The organism is Mesorhizobium sp. LjRoot246 (assembly GCF_964254115.1).
Classification (GTDB): domain Bacteria; phylum Pseudomonadota; class Alphaproteobacteria; order Rhizobiales; family Rhizobiaceae; genus Mesorhizobium.
This window is the reverse complement of sequence record NZ_CAXUSN020000001.1, coordinates 3352581-3376786: the sequence shown is the minus strand read 5'-3', so window position 1 is coordinate 3376786 and position 24206 is coordinate 3352581. Positions and strand designations below refer to the sequence as shown.

27 protein-coding genes and 1 other RNA gene are annotated in these 24206 nt (G+C 63.4%); 12 read left to right on the top strand and 16 right to left on the bottom strand.

The window, feature by feature from the left end:
• Nucleotides 1-70 precede the first annotated feature (70 nt).
• Nucleotides 71-1006 (bottom strand): tRNA (adenosine(37)-N6)-dimethylallyltransferase MiaA, encoded by a 936-nt coding sequence (gene miaA / locus ACSQ3L_RS16315; RefSeq protein ID WP_436160888.1) that lies wholly within the window; start codon nt 1004-1006, stop codon nt 71-73.
• On the opposite strand from miaA, the gene serB reads away from it, so the two are divergent.
• Nucleotides 1005-1892: a phosphoserine phosphatase SerB gene (gene serB, locus ACSQ3L_RS16310; protein ID WP_436160887.1), complete on the top strand. Its 888-nt coding sequence runs from the start codon at nt 1005-1007 to the stop codon at nt 1890-1892. The genes miaA and serB overlap by 2 nt on opposite strands.
• Nucleotides 1889-2452, top strand: a complete 564-nt coding sequence (locus ACSQ3L_RS16305) for a GNAT family N-acetyltransferase (protein WP_436160886.1) — start codon at nt 1889-1891, stop codon at nt 2450-2452. Before serB ends, ACSQ3L_RS16305 begins: the two co-directional genes overlap by 4 nt.
• Here ACSQ3L_RS16305 and ACSQ3L_RS16300 read toward each other — a convergent pair whose 3' ends face one another.
• The 7 genes from ACSQ3L_RS16300 to ACSQ3L_RS16270 all read right to left on the bottom strand — a co-directional run bounded on the left by ACSQ3L_RS16300 (nt 2453) and on the right by ACSQ3L_RS16270 (nt 8344).
• Nucleotides 2453-2680 (bottom strand): pilus assembly protein HicB, encoded by a 228-nt coding sequence (locus ACSQ3L_RS16300; protein ID WP_436160885.1) that lies wholly within the window; start codon nt 2678-2680, stop codon nt 2453-2455.
• Nucleotides 2681-2726: 46 nt separating this feature from the next.
• Nucleotides 2727-4244 carry a DegQ family serine endoprotease gene (locus tag ACSQ3L_RS16295; RefSeq protein WP_436160884.1) on the bottom strand — a complete coding sequence of 506 codons (1518 nt, stop codon included), beginning with the start codon at nt 4242-4244 and terminating at the stop codon, nt 2727-2729.
• A gap of 127 nt (nt 4245-4371) precedes the next feature.
• Complete coding sequence (locus ACSQ3L_RS16290) at nt 4372-4560, bottom strand: DUF2065 domain-containing protein (RefSeq protein ID WP_436160883.1); 189 nt, start codon at nt 4558-4560, stop codon at nt 4372-4374.
• 6 nt (nt 4561-4566) lie between these two features.
• A complete protein-coding gene (hflC, locus tag ACSQ3L_RS16285) occupies nt 4567-5535 on the bottom strand; it encodes a protease modulator HflC (RefSeq protein ID WP_436160882.1) in 969 nt (322 codons plus the stop codon).
• Nucleotides 5535-6656, bottom strand: coding sequence for an FtsH protease activity modulator HflK (hflK, locus tag ACSQ3L_RS16280; protein WP_436160881.1), 1122 nt, complete (start codon nt 6654-6656; stop codon nt 5535-5537). The genes hflC and hflK overlap by 1 nt, the downstream gene beginning before the upstream one ends.
• A 168-nt stretch (nt 6657-6824) precedes the next feature.
• Entirely contained in the window at nt 6825-7343 is a 519-nt protein-coding gene (locus tag ACSQ3L_RS16275; RefSeq protein WP_436160880.1) for a dihydrofolate reductase, read from the bottom strand.
• The gene (locus ACSQ3L_RS16270) at nt 7343-8344 is read right to left on the bottom strand and encodes a DUF4424 domain-containing protein (protein ID WP_436160879.1); all 1002 of its coding nucleotides are present in this window, start codon (nt 8342-8344) and stop codon (nt 7343-7345) included. The genes ACSQ3L_RS16275 and ACSQ3L_RS16270 overlap by 1 nt, the downstream gene beginning before the upstream one ends.
• 129 nt (nt 8345-8473) lie before the next feature.
• Here ACSQ3L_RS16270 and cobF point away from each other — a divergent pair, with 129 nt between their 5' ends.
• A complete protein-coding gene (gene cobF, locus ACSQ3L_RS16265) occupies nt 8474-9250 on the top strand; it encodes a precorrin-6A synthase (deacetylating) (RefSeq protein WP_436160878.1) in 777 nt (258 codons plus the stop codon).
• Between the two features lie 108 nt (nt 9251-9358).
• Here cobF and ACSQ3L_RS16260 read toward each other — a convergent pair whose 3' ends face one another.
• The 4 genes from ACSQ3L_RS16260 to modA all read right to left on the bottom strand — a co-directional run bounded on the left by ACSQ3L_RS16260 (nt 9359) and on the right by modA (nt 12415).
• Nucleotides 9359-9700 carry a winged helix-turn-helix domain-containing protein gene (locus ACSQ3L_RS16260; protein WP_436160877.1) on the bottom strand — a complete coding sequence of 114 codons (342 nt, stop codon included), beginning with the start codon at nt 9698-9700 and terminating at the stop codon, nt 9359-9361.
• Between the two features lie 81 nt (nt 9701-9781).
• Entirely contained in the window at nt 9782-10894 is a 1113-nt protein-coding gene (modC, locus tag ACSQ3L_RS16255; RefSeq protein ID WP_436160876.1) for a molybdenum ABC transporter ATP-binding protein, read from the bottom strand.
• Nucleotides 10891-11595 (bottom strand): molybdate ABC transporter permease subunit, encoded by a 705-nt coding sequence (modB, locus tag ACSQ3L_RS16250; RefSeq protein ID WP_292190770.1) that lies wholly within the window; start codon nt 11593-11595, stop codon nt 10891-10893. Before modB ends, modC begins: the two co-directional genes overlap by 4 nt.
• Nucleotides 11596-11620: 25 nt before the next feature.
• Nucleotides 11621-12415, bottom strand: coding sequence for a molybdate ABC transporter substrate-binding protein (gene modA, locus ACSQ3L_RS16245; protein ID WP_436160875.1), 795 nt, complete (start codon nt 12413-12415; stop codon nt 11621-11623).
• A 149-nt stretch (nt 12416-12564) separates the two neighbouring features.
• On the opposite strand from modA, the gene ACSQ3L_RS16240 reads away from it, so the two are divergent.
• Nucleotides 12565-12774 carry a TOBE domain-containing protein gene (locus ACSQ3L_RS16240; protein WP_436160874.1) on the top strand — a complete coding sequence of 70 codons (210 nt, stop codon included), beginning with the start codon at nt 12565-12567 and terminating at the stop codon, nt 12772-12774.
• An 11-nt stretch (nt 12775-12785) separates the two neighbouring features.
• Here the strand turns inward: ACSQ3L_RS16240 and ACSQ3L_RS16235 are convergent, their stop codons facing one another.
• Together ACSQ3L_RS16235 and ACSQ3L_RS16230 are read right to left on the bottom strand one after the other, a co-directional pair.
• Nucleotides 12786-13580: a thymidylate synthase gene (locus ACSQ3L_RS16235; RefSeq protein ID WP_436160873.1), complete on the bottom strand. Its 795-nt coding sequence runs from the start codon at nt 13578-13580 to the stop codon at nt 12786-12788.
• Between the two features lie 501 nt (nt 13581-14081).
• Nucleotides 14082-14393 (bottom strand): DUF2853 family protein, encoded by a 312-nt coding sequence (locus tag ACSQ3L_RS16230; RefSeq protein WP_023813086.1) that lies wholly within the window; start codon nt 14391-14393, stop codon nt 14082-14084.
• A 169-nt stretch (nt 14394-14562) separates the two neighbouring features.
• Here ACSQ3L_RS16230 and ssrA point away from each other — a divergent pair.
• Both ssrA and ACSQ3L_RS16220 read left to right on the top strand, forming a co-directional pair.
• Nucleotides 14563-14922: a transfer-messenger RNA gene (gene ssrA / locus ACSQ3L_RS16225) on the top strand.
• A 115-nt stretch (nt 14923-15037) separates the two neighbouring features.
• Nucleotides 15038-15628: an AAA family ATPase gene (locus ACSQ3L_RS16220; RefSeq protein ID WP_436160872.1), complete on the top strand. Its 591-nt coding sequence runs from the start codon at nt 15038-15040 to the stop codon at nt 15626-15628.
• Between the two features lie 4 nt (nt 15629-15632).
• On the opposite strand, the gene ACSQ3L_RS16215 is transcribed toward ACSQ3L_RS16220, so the two are convergent.
• Complete coding sequence (locus tag ACSQ3L_RS16215) at nt 15633-16838, bottom strand: multidrug effflux MFS transporter (protein WP_436160871.1); 1206 nt, start codon at nt 16836-16838, stop codon at nt 15633-15635.
• Nucleotides 16839-17027: 189 nt separating this feature from the next.
• Between ACSQ3L_RS16215 and ACSQ3L_RS16210 the strand changes: the two genes are divergently transcribed.
• The 6 genes from ACSQ3L_RS16210 (at nt 17028) to ACSQ3L_RS16185 (ending at nt 20154) form a co-directional block, all read left to right on the top strand.
• Nucleotides 17028-17717 carry a TetR/AcrR family transcriptional regulator gene (locus tag ACSQ3L_RS16210; RefSeq protein ID WP_436160870.1) on the top strand — a complete coding sequence of 230 codons (690 nt, stop codon included), beginning with the start codon at nt 17028-17030 and terminating at the stop codon, nt 17715-17717.
• A gap of 118 nt (nt 17718-17835) precedes the next feature.
• Nucleotides 17836-18369 (top strand): SspB family protein, encoded by a 534-nt coding sequence (locus ACSQ3L_RS16205; protein WP_436160869.1) that lies wholly within the window; start codon nt 17836-17838, stop codon nt 18367-18369.
• Between the two features lie 15 nt (nt 18370-18384).
• Nucleotides 18385-18582, top strand: coding sequence for a DUF4169 family protein (locus ACSQ3L_RS16200; protein WP_436160868.1), 198 nt, complete (start codon nt 18385-18387; stop codon nt 18580-18582).
• Nucleotides 18579-18803 (top strand): ribbon-helix-helix domain-containing protein, encoded by a 225-nt coding sequence (locus ACSQ3L_RS16195; RefSeq protein ID WP_436160867.1) that lies wholly within the window; start codon nt 18579-18581, stop codon nt 18801-18803. Before ACSQ3L_RS16200 ends, ACSQ3L_RS16195 begins: the two co-directional genes overlap by 4 nt.
• A 147-nt stretch (nt 18804-18950) precedes the next feature.
• Nucleotides 18951-19256 carry a hypothetical protein gene (locus ACSQ3L_RS16190; protein WP_436160866.1) on the top strand — a complete coding sequence of 102 codons (306 nt, stop codon included), beginning with the start codon at nt 18951-18953 and terminating at the stop codon, nt 19254-19256.
• A 16-nt stretch (nt 19257-19272) separates the two neighbouring features.
• Nucleotides 19273-20154: a sigma-70 family RNA polymerase sigma factor gene (locus ACSQ3L_RS16185; RefSeq protein WP_436160865.1), complete on the top strand. Its 882-nt coding sequence runs from the start codon at nt 19273-19275 to the stop codon at nt 20152-20154.
• Nucleotides 20155-20236: 82 nt separating this feature from the next.
• Here ACSQ3L_RS16185 and ACSQ3L_RS16180 read toward each other — a convergent pair whose 3' ends face one another.
• On the bottom strand, nt 20237-24205 hold the full coding sequence (locus ACSQ3L_RS16180; RefSeq protein WP_436160864.1) for an AsmA family protein: 3969 nt from the start codon (nt 24203-24205) through the stop codon (nt 20237-20239).
• Between the last annotated feature and the right edge of the window lies 1 nt (nt 24206).

Here is a 24206-nt window from a genome sequence, read left to right as displayed (position 1 = left end):
TAACTTGGACAACCGCAACGAGAACCTTTCCTTGCAGGTAAACTTTTCAGGTTGCAATAGGAACAAGCAATCAGATCGTGGTTTCCAGATCATCACCGGGGCGCACTCTTTGCCATTCCGACCCCAGCTGATGCCTGAACCAGGTCGTCTGCCGCTTGGAATATTGCCGGGTTGCGATCTTGGCGCGCTCGATCGCCTCGGCAAAGCCAAGCTCTCCGGCCATCGCGGCCTGCAGTTCGCGAACGCCGATCGCCTTCATCGCCGGCAATTCGGGATCGAGGCCAAGCGCCGATAGCCGCTTGACCTCGTCCAGCGCGCCCTTGTCCAGCATCTGGTCGAAGCGTTTTTCGATGCGGCCGACCAGCGCCGCCCGGTCCGGCTCGATCACAAAGAAATGCGCGCTCTCCCTGTCGATGAGCGGCTGGCCGCGTTCTGCCTGCCATTCCCGAATCGAACGGCCCGACGCGTCGAGCACCTCCAATGCCCGCACGATGCGCTGGCTGTCGGTTGGCTTGAGCATCATGGCGGTCGCCGAATCCTCGCGCAGCAGCAGGCTGTGCAGCTTGACGGCGCCCTGCTCCTTCAACTCGTAGCGCCAGCGGTCGCGGACCCGCTGCGGAATGTCGGGCATTTCCGAAATGCCCTCGGCCAGCGCGCGGAAGTAGAGCCCGGTGCCGCCGACAAAAATCACGGGCCGTTCGGAGAGCGTACCGTCGTCGATCAGCTTCATCACGTCGCGCAGCCAGGCGCCGGTGGAATAGGCTGTGGCCGGGTGGACATGGCCATAGAGAAAATGCGGTGCGCGGGCGAGGTCGGCCGCCTCCGGCCGGGCGGTCAGCACATCGAGCACCGAATAGCCCTGCATGGAATCGGTGTTGACGATCACGCCACCCCTGCGCTCGGCGAGGTCGAGTGCCAGCGCCGACTTGCCGCTGGCGGTCGGCCCGGCTATCAGGATCGCGCTCTTCACGCGGCCCTTGCCCGCCCGTTCGCCGGAATGTTCCATGCCGCTTGTCGCCACGCTTGTTTCCCGTCCCACTGAGCGCGCTTTGTCGCTCTCGCTTGCGAATATGGCGTCACGGTCGGTCGGCGCAAGCGCTGTTGTCTGGCTGGCTGAAGGGATTGCCTGCGATCTTGTCCTGCCCGAGGCTGCTGACGCCGCCGGCACGAGTGCCGCCTTGCGCACGGCACTCGCCACCGAGGCGGTCGATGTGATCGTCCACCAGGCGGAAACCCGGCGCAAGAAGATCCTGATCGCGGATATGGATTCGACCATGATCGACCAGGAATGCATCGACGAACTGGCCGACGAGATCGGCGTCAAGGAACGGGTCGCCACGATTACCGCGCGATCGATGAATGGCGAGATCGCTTTCGAACCGGCCTTGCGCGAGCGGGTGGCGTTGCTCAAGGGCCTCGACGCCGCCGTGGTCGACCGCATCGTCGCCAATCGCCTGACGCTGGCCGCGGGCGGCCGCGCATTGGTCCGGACCATGCGGGCCAATGGCGCCTGGACGGCACTCGTGTCGGGTGGGTTCGAGGTGTTCACGACACGGATTGCCGCCATGCTCGGCTTCCAGGAGAACCGCGCCAATCGCCTGCTCGAACAGGACGGCCGCTTCACCGGGCTGGTCGGCGAACCGATTCTCGGCCGCGCCGCAAAAGCCGACGCGCTGCTCGAAATTTCAGCGCGGCTCGGCCTGACCCCTGCCGACGCCATTGCCGTCGGCGACGGCGCCAACGATCTCGACATGATCCGCCTGGCGGGCACCGGTGTCGCGCTGCATGCCAAGCCGTCGGTGGCGGCACAGGCAAAGGTCCGCATCGACCATGGCGACCTGACCGCATTGCTCTATGTGCAAGGCTATAGACAGGAAGAGTTTGTGCAATGAAACCAATGCGCACCGAGCGCCTGATCCTGCGCAACTGGGAAGATCGCGACCGCGACCTGTTCCACCGCATCAACTCCGACGAACAGGTCATGGGGTTCTTTCCGTTCCGCCGCGACCGCGCCGCAGCGGACGCCAAGATGGACGAGCTGCGAGGCGCGATTGATCGCGACGGCTACGGCTTTGCCGCTGCCGAGATCATCGCCACCGGTGAATGCATCGGCTTTGTCGGTCTCCTCGACCCCGATCATGTGCCATCCCTGCCAGCCGGCACCATCGAGATCGGCTGGCGGCTGGCGCCTGAATTCTGGGGCAAGGGCTATGTCACCGAAGCCTCTGAAGCCTGGCTGGCCTACGGCTTCGAGACGCTTGGCCTCGATGAAATCGTATCATTCGCCGTCGCGGCCAACCGCCGCTCCACGGCCGTCATGGAGCGCCTCGGCATGACCGCCGACCCATCCGGCGATTTCGACCATCCGAATATTCCGGACACCCATCCCGCCCTCAAGCGGCATGTGCTCTACAGGCTGACTGCCCAGAATTGGCGAAAGAAACGTCGCTAATCAATGTCGATCGAGCGGAAGCTCATCGCCAGTTTGTGGAGGTCTGGCAGCAACCCGCTCAAGCATCTTTCCGAAATCGTCGGCGGACGCATCGCCCGCCCGACGACGCAGGAAATCCGCCGCCGTTTCCATTGCTCCGACCTTCTGCGCCACAGCCGAAGCGATCCACTGATTGAGCGACACGCCATCGGCCTTAGCCAAACGCGCGGCCGCCTCCTTGACCGACAACGGGAGCTTCAAGGGATAAGTCGCTTTGCTCATGGCCCGGCGGCCCTCAGTCCATCCGGATCGTCACGAATCTGAGCTCGCCGGTCTTCGAGGCCAGCATCAGCAGCGCATTCTTGCGCCCCTGCTCCTTCAGGGCGCCGATCCGGTCCATGACGTCCTTGGGCGTGGCAACCGATTCCTGTGCGATCTCGGTGATCACCTCGCCCGGCTGGATGCCGCGCTCGGCGGCGGCAGAGTCCTTGGTGACGTCGGTGATGACGACGCCCGAAACATCGGCCGCAATGCTGAACTTCTTGCGCGTCTCGTCGTTCAGTTCGCCGACCGTCATGCCGAGCACCGAAGCCGTCGAAACGGCTGGAGCCTTGTCACCCTTGTCCTGGTCGGTGTTGCTGCCGTCCTCACCGCTGGCGAGCTTCTCGCCATCCTCGAGCCGGCCGAGCGTCACTTTCACGGTCTGCTCGACGCCCTTGCGCACGATGAGCACGTCGACCGCCTTGCCAACCGGGCTTTCGGCGACGACGCGCGGTAGGTCGCGCATTTCATGGATGTCCTTGCCGTCGAACTTGATGATGACGTCGCCGGCCTGGATGGTGCCATTGTCGACCGGACCGCCCTTGATGACGCCTGCGACCAGCGCGCCCTTGGCGGTCGCCATGCCGAGGCTCTCGGCGATGTCGTCGGTCACCGGCTGGATGCGCACGCCGAGCCAGCCGCGCCGCGTCTCGCCGAACTGACGTAACTGGTCGACGACGCCCGAGGCGAGCTGTGAGGGAATGGAAAAGCCGATGCCGATCGAGCCGCCGGACGGCGAAATGATCGCGGTGTTGATGCCGATGACCTCGCCCGCGCTGTTGAACAGCGGTCCGCCGGAATTGCCGCGGTTGATCGCGGCATCGGTCTGGATGAAGTCGTCATAGGGACCGGAATTGATGTCGCGGTTGCGGGCCGAGACGATGCCGACCGTCACCGTGCCGCCGAGGCCGAACGGATTGCCGATCGCCATCACCCAGTCGCCGACCCTCATCTTGGTGGAATCGCCGAACTTCACCGCTGTCAGCTTGTGGCCTTTCGGATCGACCTTGAGCACGGCGACATCGGTCTTGGTATCGGTGCCGACCAGCGTCGCCTTCAAGGTGACGCCGTCGGAGAAATTGACCTCGATATCGTCTGCATCGGCGATGACATGGTTGTTGGTGACGACGATGCCTTGCTCGGCATCGATGACGAAGCCGGAGCCCAGCGACTGCACCTTCTGCCCGCCATTGTCCTTGTCGCCGCCGCGGTTCTTGAAGAAATCGTCGAAGAAATCCTGGAAGGGCGAGCCCTCGGGCAGCTGCGGCATCGGCACCGCACCCGGACCTTCGGTGCCCTTGACCGTCTGCGAGGTCGAGATGTTGACCACCGCGCCGAGCAGGCCTTCCGCCAGGTCGGCGACCGAAGCGGGTCCATCCGCGGCAAATGTCGGCGTCACGAAGGACGGGACAGCGACGGCGCTGACAAGAAGTGCTGCCGAGCCGGCTATGAATGTCCGCCGTGCCGCGCGCAGAATTGCATTGGATGTCATCGAGAAGCCTCCCGGTATTCTTGAAAAGAAAAGCGCTTCGACGAAAACGCCGCGTCACGCCATGTTGGCAAAAAATACGGCACGTTTGCGGCTATGACTATCGGCAGAAGATAAATCATCGCCGCCGTCATGCGCCCCGCACCATCCAGACGATGCCGACGCCGATGGCGATCGCCGCCAGCCCGGCAATCCGCAGCGCGTTCTCTGGCAGCGACAGCACTTCGGTGGCGAGCTTCCTGGCGAGGCCGGGAAAGCCGCCATAGACCAGACCTTCTATCACAAGGACGAGGCCCATGGCGGCGAGAAAATCCTGCACCGGCCGCTACTGGCCGGTGCCGGGCTGTGCCGCCGGCGCGGCGGGTGCCGTCGCCGGAGCGTTTGGCGCGGGGGAAACCGGCTTCGCCGGCGCCTCGCTGCCGTCGGGATTGCGGAAAAAGCGGAAGAACTCCGAGCTCGGCGACAGCACCATCGTGGTTCCGGTGTTGTCCAGCGCCGTGCCATACGCATTCATCGACCGGTAGAAGTCGAAGAAGGCCGGATCGCGCTGATAGGCTGCCGCGAAAGTGGCGCTGCGCTGGGCTTCGCCCTCGCCACGCAGGATTTCCGACTCTTTTTGCGCTTCGGCGACGATCTCGACCACTTCGCGATCGGCGCGGGCCGTGATGCGCTGTGCCGCTTCATTACCGCGTGCCCTCAGCCGCGCAGCTTCTGCCAGGCGTTCCGCCTTCATGCGGTCGTAGGTCTGTTGCGACACCTCGGCGGTGAGATCGGTGCGGCGAATGCGGACATCCTCGATCTGCAGGCCGAGCGAAGTGGCGTCGGGCCTGAGCTGATCGCGGACTTCGCGCATCATCACGGCGCGCTGTTCGGAGAGCGCGGCCTCGAAATCGCGCAGACCGTAAACCCGGCGCAAGGCAGCGTCGAGACGCGTCCTGAGCCGCGCTTCGGCCAGTTCGATCTGACCGGACACGGCGGAACGAAACACCCGCGGATCCGAGATGCGATAGGCGATGAAGGCGTCGACCTCGTAGAACTTGCCGCCCGATACCTGGACGCGGATGTTGTCGAGATCGAAGCGCAGCACCCGGTTCTCGATCAGCTGCACCGTATCGGCGTCGAAGAACGAGAACGGCGCCTTGAAGTAGATGCCGGGCTCGCTCTTGACGTCGACGATCTCGCCGAACCTGAGCACCAGCGCCTGCTGGCGCGCATTGACCACGAAGACCGACGAATAGAGCAGGAACAGGATGACCGCTGCTGCGACGACGATGATGGGAAGACGGTTGGCCATCACTGGTTACCTCCGGTCACGCCACCAGGAGCGGCTGGTGCCGGCGCTTTCGGCTGCAATGCCGGCAGCGGCAGATAGGGGACGACGCCTTGCCCGTTGCCCTGCTCGACGATCACCTTGCTCGAATCCTTCAGAACCCTCTCCATGGTTTCCAGGTAGAGGCGCTTGCGCGTTACATCGGGCGCCTTGGCATATTCGTCATAGACCGAGATGAAGCGCTGTGCCTCACCTTCGGCTTCCTGCACGACCCGGTTCTTGTAGGCGGCCGCGTCTTCGCGGACCTGTGCGGCCTCGCCGCGCGCCTGGCCGAGCTTCTGGTTGGAGTACTGGTTGGCCTGCTCGACGAACTTGTCCTCGTCCTGCTCGGCGCGCTGCACCTCGTCGAACGCATCGGCCACTTCGCGTGGCGGTGCCGCATCCTCGATCGAGACGGCATTGACGTTGAGGCCGGCCTTGTAGCCGTCCAGCGTCGTCTGGATGATTTCACGCACCGAGGCGGCGATGCCTTGGCGATCGTCACGGAAGATGTCCTGTGCCGGCCGGCGACCGACCGCTTCGCGCATGGCGCTTTCGGCAACCTGGCGCAGCATGCCGTCCGGATCGGACACGTCGAACAGATACGCCCGGGGATCAGAGACCTGATAGGCCACCGAGAACTGGACGTTGACGATGTTCTGGTCGCCGGTAAGCATCAGCCCGGACGTGTTGCCGCTCGTCGCACCGCCGCCGCCGATGTCGACCAGCTGCTCGGAAATCTTGGCCGTTTCGACGGTTTCGAGCGGCCACCAATGGAAATGCAGGCCCGGCTGCGACAGCTCGGCCTTCGGCTTGCCGAAGCGCAGTTCGACCGCGACCTCGTCGGGCTGCACGGTGTAAACCGCCTGGAACGCCCACAGCACCACAAGTGCCGCCGCGATCAGCCCGAAAATAGCCGGGCTTGCGCCGCCGCCACCCGGCAGCGCGCGCCGCAGCCGGTCCTGGCCGCGGCGGATGATGTCTTCGAGATCGGGAGGCGAGCCCTGCGGGCCGCTCGGTCCCTTTGGCCCCTGCCCCCAGGGTCCCTGATTGCCGCCGCCGCCCCATGGGCCGCCGCCACCGCCACTTTTGTCGTTCCAGGGCATGAATGTCCTTTCGCTTGGAATTCCCTCAAGCGCCGGTATTACGGCGCAAAATCCAGTCTTGTTCTTCTATAGGGACGCCGCGAGGCGCTTTCAACGCGATGCGCTGCCGCTTCGTCCGATTTGCTCCGGTCGCGACCCTTTGTCTTCCTTCAATGCGCTTTTTATCGTTCAATGTCTCTCGCGGCCGCGCTCGTAAACCGAATAGCGCGTCGCGTGGCTGTCCTTTTCACCGACCGGAACATCCTGCGACCTGACGACGCGCCAGGAATCCGGATCGATGGGCGGGAAATGCGCATCGCCATCGACCGCGGCCAGTACATGGGTGACGTGCAGCCGGTCGGCCAACGGCAACGCCTGGGCATAGATTTCACCGCCGCCGATGATGCACACCTCGTCCACATCGGCCATGCAGCGCCCGCGCACCGTCGCCAGCTGGATGGCGGCTTCAAGCGAGTGTGCCACCTCGACGCCCTCGGCGCGCCAGGCCTTGTCGCGGGTGACGACGATGTTCAGCCTCCCCGGCAGCGGCCGGCCGATGCCCTCATAGGTCTTGCGGCCCATGATAATCGGCTTGCCCATCGTATCGGCCTTGAAGCGCTTGAGGTCACTGGACAGCCGCCAGGGCAGCCCGCCCTCTCGCCCGATCACGCCGTTCTCGGCGATGGCAACGTAGATTGCGACATGCATCAATTGTCGTCCGTTGGATCGAGGATCAGGATGTCGATGTCGTGCTCGGGATAGAAATCGTTCGCCGTCATCTCGAATGTCGTCGGCCCGGTCTTTTTGACATTGTCGCCGCAGAACGAGACCAGGGCTCTCGGATTGCCCTTGTCAACCGTCAGCTTGAACTTGCCGATCGTGCCCATAGCCCAATTGCCGCCGGTGGTCAGGATATAGGCGATGCGGCTCTCGTTGTACTGCGGATAGCCGTCTGGACCATCCTTGGCCGCCTTGCGCACCGCGTTCTCGAATGCGTTGTCCATGCAATAGCGGGTCTTGTAGGTCGCATACTGCCCCTGGAACTTGCCGTCATAGAAAAAGCTGACCGAAGAGGTGCCGCCGACGCTTGGCTTGTAGCGGTGGGAAACGTGGACGTCCTTGTTGGCCGGAAAGGTCGAACGCCACCAATAGGTCGAGCGCAATTGCCAGAACGGTGTGTAAACCTTGTTCGCCTCGGTACCGTCGCTGCCGGTATCCTCGATGATGATGCCCCGGTTGACCCAGTCATCGATAACCGCTTGCGGCAGCTTTGCCAGCGCCGCCTTCGCCGCATCGCCGAAAGGATAGAACGGCACGTTTTGCGCCTTCAGCTCGGCACTGATGTCGATGCCGAGCGCCAACACCTTCTGCTCGAGCTGCGGCTTTGCGGCGACACCGTTGATCGTCACCTCGAAACCGAGGAAATTATCGCTCTGATTTTCAGGAATAGCCGGGATTTCTTCGGGATTGCCCGATATGTCGGGCATCGGGAAGGCTACGATGGCGTCGACATCCCGATCGGTGTTGTTGTGGAAGACGTAGTCGACCGTCACCTTTTCCGGCGAGATGAAGAGGTCCTCGCTTTGCATCGCCACGGCGTCGCTGCGCGACAGGATCAGGCCGCCAGTGCCGAGTTCGGCAACCGAATCATTGGCGCATGCGGAACCCGCCGACAGGGCCAGCGCGGCAGTCAGAACATATCGCAACATGGAAGCCTCCTCGGCTGGAATGCCACGTGACCCTAGCCGTTTCACCATGACGTTTCAAAGCCCTTCCGCATCCGCGAACGAGCGTAAGCGGTCTGGACTAACAGGTTCCGATCGGGCAGGAGTTCGCCCATGCGCAAGCTTCTCGTCATCGGCATCGGCGCCGGCAATCCCGACCATATGACGGTTCAGGCCATATCAGGCCTGAACCAGGCGGACGTACTGTTCATCCCCGACAAGGGCGCGAAAAAAAACGAGCTGGCCGAGCTGCGCCGCCAGATCTGCGACCGCTTCGTAACCAACCCGAAGTCGCGCCGCGTCGAATTCGACGTGCCGGTGCGCGACCTGCCAGTAGAAGATGGGCCGGCGCCGTCCTATCGCTCGACCGTCGATGACTGGCATGAAGCCATCGCCGCCATCTACGAGGGCCTGATCCGCGACGAGATTGCGGAGGATGGCTGCGGCGCGTTCCTGATCTGGGGCGATCCTTCTCTCTACGACAGCGCGCTGCGCATCCTCGAGCGCGTGCGACTGAGAGGCAATGTCGCGTTCGAGCTTGAGGTGATACCCGGCATCACGGCTGTCCAGGCACTTGCCGCCAGCCACAAGATGGCGCTGAACCGCATCGGCGATTCCGTCCTCATCACCACCGGCCGCAGGCTGACCGAGGAAGGCATGCCAGACAATGCCGGCAGCGCGGTCGTCCTGCTCGACGGCAAATGCGCCTTCAACACACTGGGCGACAAGGATGTCTTGATCCACTGGGGCGCCTATCTCGGCACGCCGGACGAGATCATCATCTCCGGTCGCCTGGGCGAAGTCGGCTCAGAGATCGAAAAGGTGCGCGAGGAGGCCCGCCGGCAAAAGGGCTGGATCATGGACACCTACCTGCTTCGCAAGCCCGAATAGGAAGGCAATAGGGGAGTAAGGCAGTAGGGCAGTAGGGCAGTAGGTGAAGGATGTTTTGTGTGCTGGAAGACGGGACGCGAATGCCTGCTTACTTCCCTGCCCTGCAGCCTATCCCTCATCAATCTCCGCCTGCAATGCCTCCATATGCGTCGCCGCCGCCGACGCAGCCGCACGCTCGATGGCGCGAAAACGGCTGACCACTGCCAGTCCCACGGCCGTCAGTTGCGCGCCGCCGCCCTTGCGGCCACCGGTCTGTGCCGCCACCAGCGGCTTGCCGAACACCCGGTTCATATCCTCGACCAGGTCCCAGGCGTGCTTGTAGGACATCTCCATGCCGCGCGCGGCGGCCGAGATCGAGCCGAAGGCGGCGATCTGCTCAAGGAGCTCGATCTTGCCCGGTCCGATGCGTCCGTCGGGATCGAGATTTATCCGCAAGCTCAGCGACGGCATCTTTGCTCCTCCGCGGTCACGCCTGATCTCATACTAGAACCTCCCTGGCGAAACCGCTATTCCAAAAAGACATAGCGATGGTCATCCATCCGCTTCGGCGGGCAGTCCGGCGCCAGTGTTGGCCCGGTCGAAGCTCACCGTCTTGACCACCGCGAAAACCTTGCCGCCGAGATGAAGCTTCAGCGCCTGCCGCGACTGTTCGGTGATGCGGGCAAGCACGGTTGCGCCGTTGCAGTCTATGGCGACCTCGACCGCCGGCCCCTCGCCTGGGCTTAGCGCGGTGATGGTACCCGGCAGGATGTTGAGCGCGCTGAGGCTCGCCGGATGTTCGGTGGCGATCATCACGTCGCGGGCGCGGATACGGATGCGCACCGCCGCACCTGTGGTCATCGCCAGCCGCGGCACCCGGATCTCACCGGCGGCCGAGCCGAGCACGGTCATGCCGAAAATCTCGTCATGCCGCAGCACCCTGGTGTCCAGCACGGCGCCACCCTCGCCGCGCTCCTCCGCCGGTAGCAGGTCGAGCCTTTGCATCACCGCCTCGGTCGGTCCGCTGGCAATGACTTTGCCCTGCGCCAGCATCACAACGTCGGTGGCCAGCCGCGCCACCTCGGCGACCGAATGGCTGACATAGACGATCGGGATTTTCGTCTCGTCGCGCAGCCGCTCGATATAGGGCAGGATTTCGGTCTTGCGGGCCTCGTCGAGTGAGGCCAACGGTTCGTCCATGAGCAGCAATCTGGGGCTGGCCAGCAGCGCCCGGCCGATCGCCACGCGCTGCTTTTCGCCGCCCGAGAGCTTTGCTGGCCGCCTGTCCAGCAGCCGGCCGATGCCGAGCAGTTCGACAACGGCAGCCATATCCGCATAGCGCTCCGCCGGCGGCGTGAACCAGCTTCCATAGCGCAGATTGCTGGCCACGCTCATATGCGGAAACAAGCGCGCATCCTGGAACACCATGCCGATGCGCCGTTTGTGCTTCGGCACGAAAATGCCGGCATCCGTGTCGGCGAGCACGCGGCCCTCGACCTCGATGCGCCCTTTGTCGGGCCGGATCAGCCCGGCGATCATGTTGATCAATGTCGTCTTGCCCGACCCCGAAGGTCCGAACAGCGCCGTCAGCCGCCCGGCGCTTTCGAAGCGGGCATCGATGGCGAAACCGCCGAGCCGATGGCTGATGTCGACGAGAACGCTCATTCGATATCCATCCGCCGGCCGACGCGCCGCGCCAGCACTTCCGAAGCGACCAGTGCCGCCATCGAAATGACGATGGAGATCAGCGTCAGGCGGAGCGCGCCTTCATCGCCACCCGGCACCTGCGTGAAGGTGTAGATCGCCGATGGCAGTGTCTGCGTCTCGTTGGGAATGTTGGAGACAAAGGTGATCGTCGCGCCGAACTCGCCCATTGCCTTGGCGAAGGCCAGGATGGCGCCGGCGATCAGCCCGGGCAGGATCAACGGCAGCGTGATGGTTGCGAAGACCCACAATGGATTGGCGCCGAGCGTTCCCGCCGCCGCCTCCATCTTGCGATCCACCGCCTCGATCGACAGCCGGATCGCTCGCACCATCAGGGGAAAACCCATGACGCCGCAAGCCAGCGCCGCGCCCGTCCAGCGAAACGAGAAAACGATGCCGAAATGCTCGGCCAGGAAGGCGCCGGCCGGGCCGCGCCGGCCGAAGGTCAGCAGCAGCAGATAGCCCGTCACCACGGGCGGCAGGATCAACGGCAGATGCACCAGCCCGTTGAGCAGCGTCTTGCCCCAGAATTGTCCCCGGGCAAGCAGCAGCGCTATCAATATGCCCGGCGGCAGGCTGGCGAGCATCGCCACCGTCGCCACCTTGATCGACAGCCGGACCGCATTCCATTCGTCGGGAGTGAGGTCCAGCAGCCAATTCATAGTGCGAGATGAAGCCCCTTGGAACTCAGTTGCTCGGCGCGAGCACGGTAAAACCCTGATCCTTGAACAGCGCGCCGGCCTTGGCCGACCGCAGGCATTTCAGGAAAGCCGGCGTATCCTTGTCCTTCGAATCGGCGGTCTGGGCAACCGGATAGATGATCGGCGGATGCGAATCCTCCGGGAAAGTGCCGACCACCTTGACGCCCTTTTCGGCATGCGCGTCGGTGGCGTAGACGATGCCAAGGGCTGCTTCGCCCGTCGAAACCAGCTTCAGCGCCGCGCGCACGTTTTCGGCCTGCGCCACCTTGCCTTCAACCGACGACCAGACGCCGAGCGATTCGAGCGCGGCCTTGCCGTATTTACCGGCCGGCACGGCCTTGACGTCGCCCATGGCCAGCCTGCCGTCGCCGATCAGCTTGGCGAGGTCAAAGCCCTTCTCGATCCTGGTTTCAACCGCCGAGTCCTTCGGCGCCACCAGCACGATCTGGTTGCCAAGCAGCTTCATTTCGGTGTCCGGCTTGGTCAGCTTCTTGTCCGAGAGATATTTCATCCAGTCGAGATCTGCCGAAATGAAGACGTCGGCCGGCGCCCCGCCCTCGATCTGCTTGGCCAGCGCCGAACTCGCGGCATAGGAAACGGTCGCCGCCTCGCCGACATCGGCCTCGCACGCCTTGTTCACCGCGTCGAGCGCATCCTTGAGGCTGGCCGCGGCAAACACCACGACTTTGTCTTCCGCGTGTGCTGCCGACACCGCCGCCATCAGCGCCGCCGCAAAACCGCCAATGCCGATCGCCCTCAATCCGAAACCTTTGCGCGTCATGGAAAACTCTCCCTGGGTTTGAACCGTCCGAAGCTTGCCAACCGATATATCCGCATGAATATAACAAGGGAAGACCCAACGCCCTGCGAAAGCGTCTGTGCGACATCGATTGTTCTGGCGACAAAAGAAACCTTGGAAAGGAAACTCCGATGAAGATCAGTGCCCGCAACATCCTCAAGGGAACGATCACCGAGATCGTCAAGGGAGCCACCACCTCACATGTCAGGATCGACATCGGCGGCGGCGCAATCGTCACTGCCTCGATCACCAATGAGGCCGTCGCCGATCTCAAGCTCGAAAAGGGTAAGCAGGCCTATGCCGTGGTCAAGGCCACGGATGTGATGGTCGGCGTCGACTGAAGTTTGCGGCTTTAGACGGCGATGGGCGCCTTGATCGACGCATCGGCGACGTAGTTTTCCAGCCGGAAATCCTCGAAGCGGAAGGCGAACAGGTCCTTCACCTCCGGGTTGATCCACATCGTCGGCAGTGCTCTCGGCGTGCGCCGCAGCTGTTCGCGTGCCTGCTCGAAATGGTTCGAGTAGAGGTGCGCGTCACCAAGCGTGTGGACGAAATCGCCGGGCTTCAGCCCGGTCACCTGCGCCACCATCAAGGTCAGCAAGGCGTAGGAAGCGATGTTGAACGGCACGCCGAGGAAGATGTCGGCGGAACGCTGGTAGAGCTGGCAGGAAAGCCGCCCTTCCGAAACATAGAACTGGAACAGGCAATGGCAGGGCGGCAGCGCCATCGCTTCCACCTCGGCCGGATTCCATGCCGAAACGATCAGCCGCCGCGATAGAGGGTTTTTGCGTATCTCCTTGAGAAGATTCGCGATCTGGTCGATCGAGCTGCCATGGCCGTCCGGCCACGAACGCCACTGCTTGCCGTAGACCGGGCCGAGATCGCCATTCTCGTCGGCCCATTCGTCCCAGATCGAAACGCCGTTATCGGTGAGGTATTTGATATTGGTGTCGCCGGCCAGGAACCACAAAAGCTCATGGATGATCGACTTGAGATGCAGCTTCTTGGTGGTGGTGACCGGAAAGCCGCGCGCCAGGTCGAAACGCATCTGGTAGCCGAAGACGGAGCGCGTTCCCGTACCAGTGCGGTCGCCGCGATCAGCGCCGTTGTCCAACACATGCTGCAGGAGGTCGAGATACTGGCGCATCGGTTCCGCCTTGATTCGAGAGTGCAGGCATTATAGCTGCCGGACAGGCGGCCGAACACAGCAAAAACGGCGCAAGCGTCGCTTGCATCACCATTCTTCCCCAGCGTTTGCCCTGCCCCTTCGCCCTACCACAACGCCGGCACTTCTCTTACGACTTTGATAATTGGCGAAACCATCGATGACAATTGCCCTTCCTCTCCCCCGTCGATCGGGGGAGAGGTGTCGAGCGAAGCTCGACGGAGTGGGGGTCGACTTCGCTGCCCGCCTGAGGTTACTTGCTCGCCAGATTGTGCCTGTCTTGGGGCGACTGCTCTCATTTGGCGAACGCCTTCCCCCACTCCGTCGCCGCTTCGCGGCGCCACCTCTCCCCCCTCCGGAGGGAGAGGAAAGGAGCCAAAGCTGGCAGGGCAATGAGGGGCAGCGCTGACGCCAGATGAACTGCCGATTCAAACCTGAAGCGGTTGCCCGCAGCACCGATCTTCACAACTGAGGTATGACAGATCAGAGCGAGCCGAGCTTGCCCAGATCCTTGGCGACCAGATAATAAAAAGTCACCCGGCTCTTGGTGTTGTCGGCAGCCATTGCCTTGCAGGTCTTCTCGATCGATGCATCGGCTTTCGCGGCGTCGCTGATGCCGAGTTTCTTGGCGACCCAGTTGTCCCTGACGCGCCCGAGTTCCTTCGGGTCGGTGCAGGATACCAGCGAGGAATCGCGGTTCCTGAGCGCGATGCCCAGGTGCTTGACGATCTTTTCGACCGCATCGGCACTGGCGCCGGCGTCGTATTTCTTCACGTCTGCAAGATAGTCGGCCATAAAAATTCCCCTCGTCGGCGCCACGGATCCGATCGATGAGGGCTGTGGCGCGCTGCTGCAACCTGTGCGCTAGATCGATAACTCCTCACCGAGGCAAAGCTTCGGTTGAGACCGCGCCCAAGTCAACCCTATGGAGATGCGGTTTTGACACGGGACAAAGTGCCATTGCGGCCTTTCATTTCTTGCGATGGCCCCCTATATTCGGTTTGTCGGCTTGACCGACTATGGCGATAAATGGGCGATGAAATAAGCCGTTCGGACCCGGGGGCGGTACCCGGCGCCTCCACCAAAAGCCGCTGTTGAGAACAGAGCGGTTTTTGCTGGGGGCGAAATAGGATCGACGAAGGTGTAAAGATCGTACTTTTGCCCGGCATGGTACCACCGTCATCGGGCTAAACCTGTAGTTGCAAATGACAACTATGCGGAAGCACGTCTCGCCGCGTAAGCGGTGCGATAGCTTCAAATCAAGCCCTAGAGGTTCGCACTTCTAGGCGGGGTTCGGAGGTACCTGGCAACAGAAACCTCCACTTCTTCCCCTCCTCAACATACATTGCGCGATGTCGGCTCCGCTGGGCCAACCTTCGCACCGCCTGTGGACCGCGAAGGTACCCGCGCCGCGCGCCCCCTTCCCCATTGGACAAAACATGCAAAACGATTCCGATCGATTCTTCGTGCTGACCGGCGGTCCCGGCTCCGGCAAGACCACCTTGATCGAAGCCTTGCGCCGGGCGGGCTTTGCCGCCTCGGTCGAAGCCGGACGCGGCATCATCCGCGACCAGTCCGTCATTGGCGGACCTGCCTTGCCTTGGCATAATCGCGCGCTGTTCGCCGAACTGATGCTGTCCTGGGAGATGCGCTCGTATCAGGTTGCGCGAGAACAGACCGGACGCCCTGTTTTTTTCGACCGCGGCGTCCCGGACACGCTTGGCTATCTCAGGCTGAGCGGCCTGCCGGTTCCCGAACATGCCGACGCCGCCAGGCGCTTCCGCTACAACCGGCGCGTCTTCGTCGCCCCGCTTTGGCCGGAGATCTTCGCGCAGGACGAGGAGCGCAAGCAGACGCTCGACGAAGCCGAGCGCACTTATCATGCATTGGTCGGCGTCTACACGGAGCTGGGTTATGAGTTGGTTCCGCTGCCTTTGGCGCCGGTCGAGGAGCGGTTGCGCTTCATCCTGACCGAGGCAGGATTGGCACAAAGGGCCGGGGTGAACCCGGCCTTTTTCATGCGTTTATAGTTGCTTATTCCGCCGGCGCCTCGACTGCCTCGCGCGAGCGGCCGAGCGTGACCTTGGCCAGCGTGAACGAGATCACCGCGCACAGCGTGATTCCTGCCACCATCGGCAGCGGCGTGCCGTCGAAGAACACGCCGGCGACACCCATGGCGAGTGCGCCGATGGCGAAATGCAGCGTGCCCATCAGCGCCGAAGCCGTGCCGGCGATCTCGCCATGTTCTTCCATGGCCAGCACCGAGGTGGTCGGGATGACCAGGCCGAGGAAGCCGTAGCCTACGAACAGCAGCGCCGCCATCACGTCGAGCCGGTCGATGCCGGCCGCCATCACCGCGAACAGTACCACCATCGTCGTCGCATAACCGGTCACCGCGACGCGCACCACGCGCCGAAGCCCGAACCGCTCGGCCAGCAGTCCTGTCATCTGCGACATGCCGATGAAGGCGACCGCATTGATCGAGAAGAACACGCTGTAGACCGAGGGCGACAGGCCGTAATGGTCGATCAGGATGAATGACGAGCTCGACAGATAGACGAAGAAGCTCGCAATACCGAAGCCGGCGATCGCCGTCAGGCCGAGGAAGTTACGGTCGCCCATCAGGAAGCGGTAGGCCGACAGCGCGGTGCCGAAGGAGGAGCCGGCGCGATCCGCCACCGGCCGCGTCTCCTTGAGCGAGGTTGCCAGAAGGATGGTGGCCAGCAATGCCGCGCCCGTCACCGTCCAGAACACGGCGCGCCAGCCGAAATTCTCGATGATCTGGCTGCCGGTCAGCGGCGCCAGGATCGGCGACACCGAAAACACCAGCATCAGCAGGGACATCAGCTTGGCGGCTTCATTGCCGGTGTGCAGGTCGCGCACGATGGCACGCGGAACGGCCATGCCGGCGCTGGCGCCAAGCCCTTGCAGGAAGCGGAAAGCGATCAGCCATTCGATGGTCGGCGCCATTGCCGAACCGATGCCGCCGACCATGAACAGCGCAAGGCCGCCATAGAGCGGCAGCTTGCGGCCGACCATGTCGGAGATCGGACCGACGACGATCTGGCCAAAACCCATCGACAGGAAGAAGATCAACAGGCTCATCTGCACGGCAGCGGTGCCGGCATGCAGATCCGCGCCGATCGACGGCAGTGCGGGCAGATACATGTCAATGGCGAATGGGCCGATAGCGGACAACAAGCCAAGCACGACCGCGATGCGGAGGAATTTGGGACTCATGATAGAGGCTTCTTTCAAATCTGGTTGCCGCCGCCAGGCGACGTCTAACCTAGGACGTTCCATCCCATGAGATTCCGACACCCCAAGAGCGAATTCCATTCGTCTCTCTCGACGTGAAATCTCTTTGTCTTATGTCCACAAATTTAGACACTCTTGTCTAAATCGTCAATCACCTCTATATAGTTTTTCATGAAGCTGCACGTTTCTCCTGACACTTTCCCGCCACGCGGCCATGAGGCCAAGCGCCTCTCTATCGTCGATTCCGCAGCTGCCGTGTTTTGCCGCGAAGGTTTCGCCGGCGCCAACATCGATCTGATCGCGGCCGAAGCCGGCGTTTCGCGCCAGACCATCTACAACCATCATGGCGACAAGGAGAAACTGTTCGTTGCCGTGGTCCGCGATCTCACCGAACGCTGCAATGCCGGCATCTTCGCCACCATCGCCACCTTTCCCGACCAGCCCAGGGATCTCGAAGCCGACCTGATCGGCTTTGCCGTGCGCTTGAACCAGAATTGCATCTGCAACCGTGACGGAAAATTCCTGCGCAAGCTGATCCAGACCGAAGGCGAGCGCTATCCCGAACTGTTTGCCGAATGGCGCGAACAGGGTCCGGGCAGGACATGGCCGGCAATCGCCGCCCGCTTTGCCCGCCTCGCCTATGGCGGCTATCTCACGATCGAGGATCCCGACGTGGCGGCACGCCAGTTTCTTGGCCTCGTCAATGCCGAACTGCAGACGACCTTCATGCTGGGCGGTTCGCCGCGCGAGGATGAAGTGCTGCAATCCGCGACCAATGGCGTGCGCACCTTCCTGCGCGCCTTCGGCAAGCGCCGCTCCCCGGCATCGGCCGAAAAGCAAAGCGCCCTCGCCAGCGCCTGAACGATCAAATCGCCGGCAATAGTCTTCGCTTCCGCGCGAGGGTGATCTATATGCGGTTTACGCCGCGCTCAAGCTTGATTACAGCTATGCGGACGATTCAACGGAACCCGACCGCCACATGGCCGACGACCACATCCGCTACGACATTCTGGCCCAGGAGGCGTTGCGCGGCGTCATGCGCAAGGTCCTGGCCGAGGTCGCGCGCACCGGCCTCCCCGGCAACCACCACTTCTTCATCACCTTCCTGACCGGCGCGCCGGGCGTACGCGTGTCTTCCCGGCTGCGCGAGCGCTATCCCGAGCAGATGACCATCGTCATCCAGTTCCAGTATTGGGACCTGAAGGTGACCGATACCGGCTTCGAGGTTGGCCTGTCCTTTTCCGACGTGCCGGAAAAGCTCGAAATCCCGTTCTCGGCCGTGCGTGGCTTCTATGATCCCTCGGTCAATTTCGAACTCGAATTCGACGTCAAGACGGATGGCGCGGCAGCCGAGGAACCGGCTGCGTCAACTCCGGAGCCGTTGACCATCGTCTCCGAGAAAAAGCCGAAGGCCGAGAAGAAGGCATCTGCCGCCGAGGTGGAGAAGCCCGCCGCGACCGACGCCGCCAAGGGCGCCGAAGTGGTTTCGCTCGACGCCTTCCGCAAGAAATAAGCTGGCTCTGGCGCCATGGCCGAAATCGTCAATCTCCGCCAGGCCCGCAAGCAGAAGGCGCGGGACGAGAAGCTGCGCGTCGCCGAACAGAACCGCGCCCTGCACGGCCGCTCCAAGGCCGAGAAGGAACACGACCGCCTGACCGCCGACAAGAGCGAAAAATTCGTTGCCGGGCACCGCCGCGAAAAGCCCGCCGACCCCGACCGTCAATGAGCCCGGTCGAAAAGCGCTCGGTGACCATTCGCGGCCACCGCACCAGCTACTCGCTTGAGAAACCCTTCTATGACGACCTCGTCGCGATCGCGGCCGCGCGGCAATTGACGCTCGCCGCTCTTGTCGCCGAAGTCGACGATACGCGCCCCCGCGACACCAACCTGTCCTCGGCGCTGAGGCTCCATATCCTGGAATGGGCGAAGCGCGGAACGAACCTCTGAAGGCTCTCGAGCCATGCGTGAAGCTCCGGACCTTGCACGAGAACAGCATCGAATTATTTTCTCCAGCCCACCGAATCCTTTGGCTTCGCCACAACGTCTCGGACATGAGCAGCCCGCGGAGCGCAGGGCACCAAGAGGAAAAACGCGATGAAACGCCACCTGATACGCTACAAGACGAAACCGGAGCGGACCGAGGAGAATGAGCGACTGGTCAAGGCCGTGTTCCAGGAATTGCGGGAGAAATCGCCGGACGGCGTTCGCTACATGACATGGCGGTCCGATGACGGGACCTTTGTCCATCTGGTCGAGACGGAAACCGAGGCCCATGCCGACATCATCACCGGGTTGGCGGCGTTCGAGGCTTTTCAGAATGGCATCAGGGATCGCTTGGTCGAGCCTCCGCACCGCGAGGAAATGACCGTGGTGGGCCACTACCGGATGCTGGACCAATAGCGGCAAACAGAGGCGCATGAACATTCCTGACGAGATCAGCAAGCCTTTTGACCGCCTGTTCGGCGAACTGCGTCCAAAGCTGCACCGCTACTGCGCCCGCATGACCGGCTCGGTCGTCGACGGCGAGGACGTTCTGCAGGAAGCCCTGGCCAAGGCGTTCGAGGCGCTGCCGAATGCCGGCCCGATCGCCAATCCCGAGGGCTGGCTGTTCCGCATAGCCCACAATGCGGCGCTCGACTTTCTGCGCCGGCGAGCCCGCGAAAAGGCCTTTTCCGACGAGGACCCGGACATGATCGTCGACCCGGCCAATCCCACCGCCGATCGTCAGGCCGCGGCGGCCAGCCTGCACACATTCATGCGCCTTCCCGTCGCGCAGCGAAGCAGCGTCATCATGATGGACGTTCTGGGTTATTCGCTGCAGGAAATCAGCGCCACGCTCGACACCAGCATCCCCGCCATCAAGGCGGCGCTGCACCGTGGCCGCCACCGGCTGCGCGACCTTGCGGACGAACCGGACGACCGTCCTGTTCCGAGACTGAGCGCCGCACAACGTCTGCTGCTCGACGCTTACATCGACCGCTTCAACGCCCGCGATTTCGACGCGGTGCGCGACATGCTGGCCGATGAGGTGCGGCTCGAGCTGGTGGCCAGGACGCGGCTCAACGGCCGCAAGGAAGTCGGTATCTATTTCGGCAACTATTCCCGGGTGCAGGATTGGCGTTTCGTGCCGGGCTTCGTCGAAGACAGGCCAGCAGTGCTCGTCCGCGACAGCGATGATCCGGCGGCGCGGCCGTCCTATTTCATCCTGCTGGCCTGGCAGGACGGCAAACTCTTGACCATCCGGGATTTTCGCCACGCCCGCTATGCGGCGGATGGTGCCGAATTGTTCGTGCTTTGAAACGATTTCGGGGGTGGAAAGGCTCCCTACTGCCCTATTGCCCTATTGCCCTACTGCCCTACTGCCCTACTGCCCTACTGCCCTACTGCAGCGACCTCAGCAGATTGTCGATCGTGAACGGATTGGATTTCGGCTTGGCCAGCGGCGGATTGTCGTTGGCCTGCGGCAGCGGCGCACGCTCCACCTTCGGTTCCTGTTGCGCCGCCTTGCGCTCGGCCTCGAGCCTTGCCTTTTCCTGCGAGGCGATACGCATCGCCTCTTCCGCCTTCTGCCGCTCTTGCTCGGCCTGCGCCTTGGCCGCCTCGTCGGCGGCCTGCTTTTCGGCAGCCGCCTTCGCGTCGGCATCGGCTTTGGCTTTGGCTTCGGCATCGGCCTTCGCCTTTGCGTCCGCTTCAGCCTGGGCGTCTGCTTCGGCTTTCGCCTTGGCATCCGCTTCGGCCTTCGCTTTCGCGTCAGCCTCGGCTTTCAGCCGCGCCGCCTCCTCTTGCTTGCGCAATTCCTCGGCGGCGTTTTCACGTTCGGTCTGCAGCGCCGCGTAATAGCGCACTTCGCGTCGCAGCCGCTGCTTTTCGAGCAATGCGGCCTGCATCGCCTCGACACGCTGCTGTTCCTTTTCCAGCGCGCGCTGGGTCAGGAACTGCGCCAGTGGCTCGCTGTCGAACGCTCGTTTCACAGCCCCAAACGGCCCCTCGGCGGTGAAATTCATCACCGGCTCGGAGCCGACCAAGGCCTCGTCGCCCGGCCGATAGGTGATCGCGCCCTTGGCGGAAACCTTGGCTGTGTTGAGGTCCGCCATGATGTCGGCGGACAAGGTCGCCGCCGGATTCTCCAGGTTGATCGGCGGCGCCCGCAGCATGCCGCCGGCAACCGTGAAGGCGACGTCGGTATCCTTGGCGGCAAGGCTGCCATCGGCGGCGATTTCAGGCGCAAAGCTGTCGGTCCTGGCCGCATCGATGTCGCGCCCGATCGCATCCGCCTTGGCGAGGAACGCGCTGAACGCACCGGGATTGACGCCGGCAACCTGCAATCTCTTCAGCGCCGCCGTGCCGGAGCCGGACAAGGCGGCCACCATCCCCTCGACCGACTTGCCGCTGCTTGACAGCGCCGTCGAGAAATCGCTGATGCCGCTGATGCCGGCATCCGGCAGCACGGTCGCCAGATCGGCGCCCGCCAGTTTCATCTGGCCGGTGAAAAGTCCGGTGCCGTCATTGTTCTTCAGCTCGAACAGGCCGGTCAGCGCCCCGCCCAGCAATTTCGCCTTGAGATCCGAAACGCGAATGCCTTCCTGGTCGAGCTTGAGCGAAAAGGCGGCGTCATAGGCGGTGGCGAACCGGCCGGCGGCAAGTGCTGCCGTCGTCAGGTCAAGGTCGGCGGTAAACGGCAGGCTGGATTTCTGGCTGAACGGTGTCGTCGGCCAAACGCCGCCCTTATCGTCCTTGTCGGCAAGAAAGGCGGAATCGCCGAACAGCGCCACCGCCATCGGATCGAGGTCGAGTTCGTCGAGCACCAGCGCTCCGGCCAGATGCGGCACGCCGACCTTGCCGTCGACCCCCTCCTTCACATCGACATTGACGTCGCCGGACACCGCCGCTTCGTTGATGGCGCCGCTGAGTTCGTCGAGCACCAGCAGACCGTTGCCATAGTCGCCCTGCGCCGAGAGCGACGTCGACATGCCCGCCCCCATGCCCGGCAGGCCGATGCCTGATGTCATCAACCATGGCTCGATGTCGGCGGCATCGAGGCTGAGCTTGCCCTTGGCGGCGGGGCCTTGCGGCGTTTCGGCGATCGTGCCTTCGAAACCGGCCTTGAAGTCGTCGCCGGCGAGGCTGAAACGCGTCGCCAGGCCGCCGCCAAGCGTGCCCTTGGCCTGAATGTCGGTGCTTGCCTCGCCCAGCATGCCGAGCGGCAGCGCCGGCAGTCCGTAGAGTGCCAGCAGCGCGGTGGCATCGGGGTTTTTGGCGTTGAAGGTCAGCGCCACAGGCGCTTCGAGAAGCTTGTCCGCCGCCCCCCTCCCCGACAGCGACGCGGAAAAGGCCGAGCCGCCGGCCTTGCCTTGCCCGCTCACCGCCAGGCCCGTGGTGCCGTCGCCATTGTCGGCGGCACTCGCCACCAGGTCGACGCGCGCATCCTGGAACAGCTCGGGATAGGCAGCGGCACGGCTTGCCAGTCCTTCGAGCACGGCACTGTCGGGATAGTGCTGGGCGGCGACGTCGATCAGCGGCTTCAGGTCGACGGCAACCACCGATGCATCGAGCTTGCCGGTCGGGCTCGCCGGGAAATCCTTGATCCTGCCGGTTGCGCTGATCGAGGCGCCGGCCAGCCCGCCCACCGACAGCCGGTCGATTTCGAGCAGCCCGTCGCGCAACCTCAGCGCCGTGTCGACCGTGTCGGCGGTCAACCCGCCGGCATTGACCGGCCCTGCCTTGATCTGGAAATCGAGGTCGCGGTCGGCAAAGCGATTGGCGCCCTTGTCGCTGACGAAGATCGAAGCGAAGGCCGTCAGCCCGTCGACATCGAGCTCGCCGCCTTCGAGCCGCATCAGCACCGACGGCTTGGCATCGTCGGGCTGGCTGGAATCGATGCGGCCGGAAAACTTCGCCTTGCCCAGGATCAGTTCAAGATCGCTGAAGGCCTGGCGCTTCTGCGAGAGGTCGACCTTGGCCTTGAAGCCGGCGGCGGGCAGACGGCGGATCGCTTCGTCGACATCCTTCGACAGCCAGGCGGCAAAGCCGGAGGGTTGCGCCACGGCCAGCAGCAACGAGCCGTTGAAGCCGAAATGGCCCTCCACGTTGAGCACGAGCATGCCATCGGCTTCCAGCGTGGTGCGGCCGGGCAAGGTCGCGGCAAGCGATTTCACCGACCAGCCGCCATCGACCGGCTCGGCGGAAAGATGCACGTCGCGCACCGTGGTGTCGCCGGCCACCACCGCTGGCAGCTTGACCTCGACAGTGCCGGGAATGGTCGGCTTCGGCAGGTCAAGCAACGCCTGTTCAAACGCCGCGATGCGCTGATCCAGCGTCGGGCCGGCGCCGGCTTCGGCGCCCACCGCTTCGTCGAACTGCACCTGCGCGCCATTGGCCTCGATGGCGAAGCTCGGCTTCAGCCCGAGATCGACAGAAGCCTTGCCATCGGCGGTGTAGGGGTTGTCGAGCGGCCCGGTCTCGAAGCGGAATTCGTCGACACCCAGCTTCTGGTGGTCGAGCGAAAACTTGCCGTTCAGCCGAAAGCCCGGATCGGGCTTGCCGGCGCTGACCTTCACCGTCTCGCCATCGGTGCCGCGCAGCTCGGCGCTGTTCTTGTCGACACCATTCTTGTCAGGGTTTGAGATCTTGAACTGGCCGGAATAGACGGCGGCACCATTGACGATGCCGGCATTGCCGTCGGTCTCGATGACCAGCGGATAGGCGTCCGGATCGGCCTTCAGCCGAAACCGCATCTGTCCTGAGCCTTCGGCCTTGCCGGTGGACGCCGCGACCGTGGTGCGCAACCCGTCCAGCCGCAGCGTGCCGTCCATGCGCCATGGGCCGGCCAGCGACTTGGCCGAGATGGTCGAATTGATCTCGGAAAACAGGTGGCTGCGCCCGCCCGCGGCATGGCGAACTTCGATCTGACCCTCCGTCACCGTCAGCTTCTCGATCGAGATCTGGCTGGGGTCGAAGGGCGAGGACGGCCGAATTGCCCAGTCGACCGTGCCGTCATTGGCAATGTCGATGGTCGCTTTCGGCCGCACCAGCCGCATGTCGAAGATCAGCACTTCGCCGCGCAGGAACGGCGCCAGCTCCGCATCCATCGAAAACGTCTCGACCGTCATGGCCGGCTGGCCATTGGGGCCGCCGGCGACGGCGACATTGGAGAAGGTCACAGAGGGAAACGGCAACAGCCTTGCCGTGGCGTCGCCCTGTACGGTCACCTTACGGCCGAGGATGGCACTCGCCTCGCGCTCGAAGTCGGCGCGGTAGCCTGTCCAGTCGACAAAATACGGCACCACCAGCGCCGCGCACAGCACCAGCACAAAAAGGCCACCGAAGATCACGAACAGACGTGCGAGCATC